This is a genomic window from Marinobacter fuscus (assembly GCF_003007675.1).
Taxonomy (GTDB): domain Bacteria; phylum Pseudomonadota; class Gammaproteobacteria; order Pseudomonadales; family Oleiphilaceae; genus Marinobacter; species Marinobacter fuscus.
The window spans coordinates 1-2181 of the sequence record NZ_PXNP01000046.1; the positions used below are offsets into that span (position 1 = coordinate 1).

Annotated in this window: 3 protein-coding genes; 1 reads left to right on the plus strand and 2 read right to left on the minus strand. The window is 56.4% G+C overall.

Annotation, left to right across the window (positions count from 1 at the left end; translation table 11 throughout):
- Positions 1–9: 9 nt before the first annotated feature.
- Both C7H09_RS08120 and C7H09_RS08125 read right to left on the minus strand, forming a co-directional pair.
- Positions 10–273, minus strand: a complete 264-nt coding sequence (locus C7H09_RS08120; RefSeq protein WP_106761209.1) for a Txe/YoeB family addiction module toxin — start codon at positions 271–273, stop codon at positions 10–12.
- The gene (locus C7H09_RS08125) at positions 270–512 is read right to left on the minus strand and encodes a type II toxin-antitoxin system Phd/YefM family antitoxin (RefSeq protein ID WP_106761210.1); all 243 of its coding nucleotides are present in this window, start codon (positions 510–512) and stop codon (positions 270–272) included. The genes C7H09_RS08120 and C7H09_RS08125 overlap by 4 nt, the downstream gene beginning before the upstream one ends.
- Positions 513–1196: 684 nt before the next feature.
- On the opposite strand from C7H09_RS08125, the gene ltrA reads away from it, so the two are divergent.
- On the plus strand, positions 1197–2181 hold a 985-nt coding region (ltrA, locus tag C7H09_RS08130; protein ID WP_240616536.1), incomplete at its 3' end, for a group II intron reverse transcriptase/maturase.

Genomic DNA, 2181 nt, shown 5'->3' on the forward strand with positions numbered 1-2181 from the left:
GGTTATGCATTATTCGTAGTGGCTCCAGAGCCTGAGGACTTTCACCACTTGCTCGCCCTCCAGCACCTGATAGACCAGACGGTGCTGAATATTGATTCGGCGTGAATAGGCCCCCGCAAGATCACCAATGAGCTTCTCAAAAGGAGGCGGCTTGCGGTATGGATCTTCCGCTATCAGCGCTAAAAGTTCCTGGGCCTTTGGTTTGAGACTGCTGGAGGCCAACTTCTTTGCATCTTTCTGGGCTTGCTTGGTGTAAACCAACTTCCATGTCACCAGTCCAGCTCCTCATCGCATTCATCTAAAGGGGTATCCATCCCCTCACGAATCGACTCCCGCATACCTGGTACGGAGAGCAGGTAAAGTGTTTCCTGAATTGCAGACCAGTCTTCTTCGGAAACCAGAACGGCTTTGTTGCGCTTACCCATGATGACGATTGGTTGGTGGGACTCGGCGGTCTCGTCAATCAACCGATATAGGTTGCTGCGCGCCTCAGTTGCTGTGATTCCGGTCATGACGCACCTCTTGTGTGTTCAACCTGCAACCAAGTGTACGCCTTTGAGTACGTGCGTCAAGGCGAACGTCTCGCATAACGCAAAGCTTTGGAGCGGCTGGAGCGCAGCGTAAGCCGTCCCAGCCACGAAAGTGGCGACAACAGCGCCTTGTGTACGCCCAGCATGGGCATGAACTAATGGGGTGAAAGTCCCCTGTGGGAAGATCACCGCCCAACCGGTTTTACCCGATTGAACGCTAACCACTAGCGAATGGCAAGGGCCGATCCGCGAGGAAAGGTCTGGAGGAAGCCGCTAGCAAAACTGCGAGCTGATGAACAAGAACATCATATGAGGCGTAGGCTGAAGGCGAGTTGGCACAAGACAACGAAGCCATGTGATCTGACGGCCACCGTAAATGATGCAGCAGTGCAGTGACAGTGCATGCTCTTATCTGGGGCGGTCCGACGTATCGGGATCTGCTCAACGAGCGATCGGTTAGTCACCAGTCAGGCCACTGGTCGATCAAGCCTGGGCGCAGCCGTTGCCATCGGCGGTTGCGAGCGAACGAGATGGACACCGATAGCGCCGGTGGGGGTAACCCTTCCGGTGATTGAGTAGAAGTCAGCAGAGGCCATAGTAGCCAAACGCCCGTCGTAATGGTCAGGACAGGGTGAAGGGCCAAACACCGGGAACAAAGGAGGAGCCTTGACCGACTTGAACACACGAATGCCGACCAGCAATGACGTGGCTCAGCGTACGGCCACGAAGCCAGCCTTTAGTAAAGATCTACTCGATGCTGTACTGCACCGGGCTAATCTCCAACAAGCCTGGAAGCAGGTTCGAGCCAACAAGGGAGCGGCGGGTGTCGATGGCATGACCGTCGAGGAATTTCCCGCCTGGGTAAAGGCTGGCCATTGGAACGTGGTCCAGCAGTCGATTCGCTCGGGTGATTATCAACCAGCGCCGGTACGGCGGGTTGAGATCGACAAACCGGACGGTGGCAAGCGCCAGCTTGGCATCCCAACGGTGACAGACCGGGTGATTCAGCAAGCCATTGCCCAGATCCTGATGCCCCTGTTCGAACCGGGATTTTCAGCGGATAGCTACGGCTTCCGTCCGGGTCGAAATGCGCACCAGGCGGTGCGACGGGTACAAAGCATTCTCAAGGAGGGGAGACGCTTTACCATGGATGTGGACCTGTCGAAGCTCTTCGACCAGATCAATCATGACCTGTTGATGACGCACCTGGGCCGCAAGGTCTGGGACAAGCGTTTGTTGGGACTGATTGCCCGGTATCTGCGAGCTGGGGTTATCGATAACCAGCTCTATCTGGAGAGTCGGGAAGGTGTACCACAGGGTGGCCCGTTGTCACCTCTGCTGGCCAACATTATGCTCGACCCACTGGATAAAGAACTGGAACGGCGGGGCCATAGGTTTGCCCGCTACGCGGACGACTTCACCATCGTGGTGAACAGCCGCCGCGCGGGAGACCGGGTGCTGACGAGCATCAGCCACTTCCTCGAACACCGCCTGAAACTGACGGTCAACACCGCCAAGAGCCGAGTCGTCAGAACCAATGACAGCAAGTTCCTGGGCTTTACCTTCAAGGGAACCCAGATCCATTGGCACCCGGACACGCTGCGCAAATTCAAGCAACGTATCCGGGAACTGACGAACCGGAACTGGGGGG

What these genes read in the sequence shown, in the direction of transcription:
- C7H09_RS08125 (WP_106761210.1), bottom strand. Translation starts at nt 512, where the DNA reads ATGACCGGAATCACAGCAACTGAGGCGCGCAGCAACCTATATCGGTTG.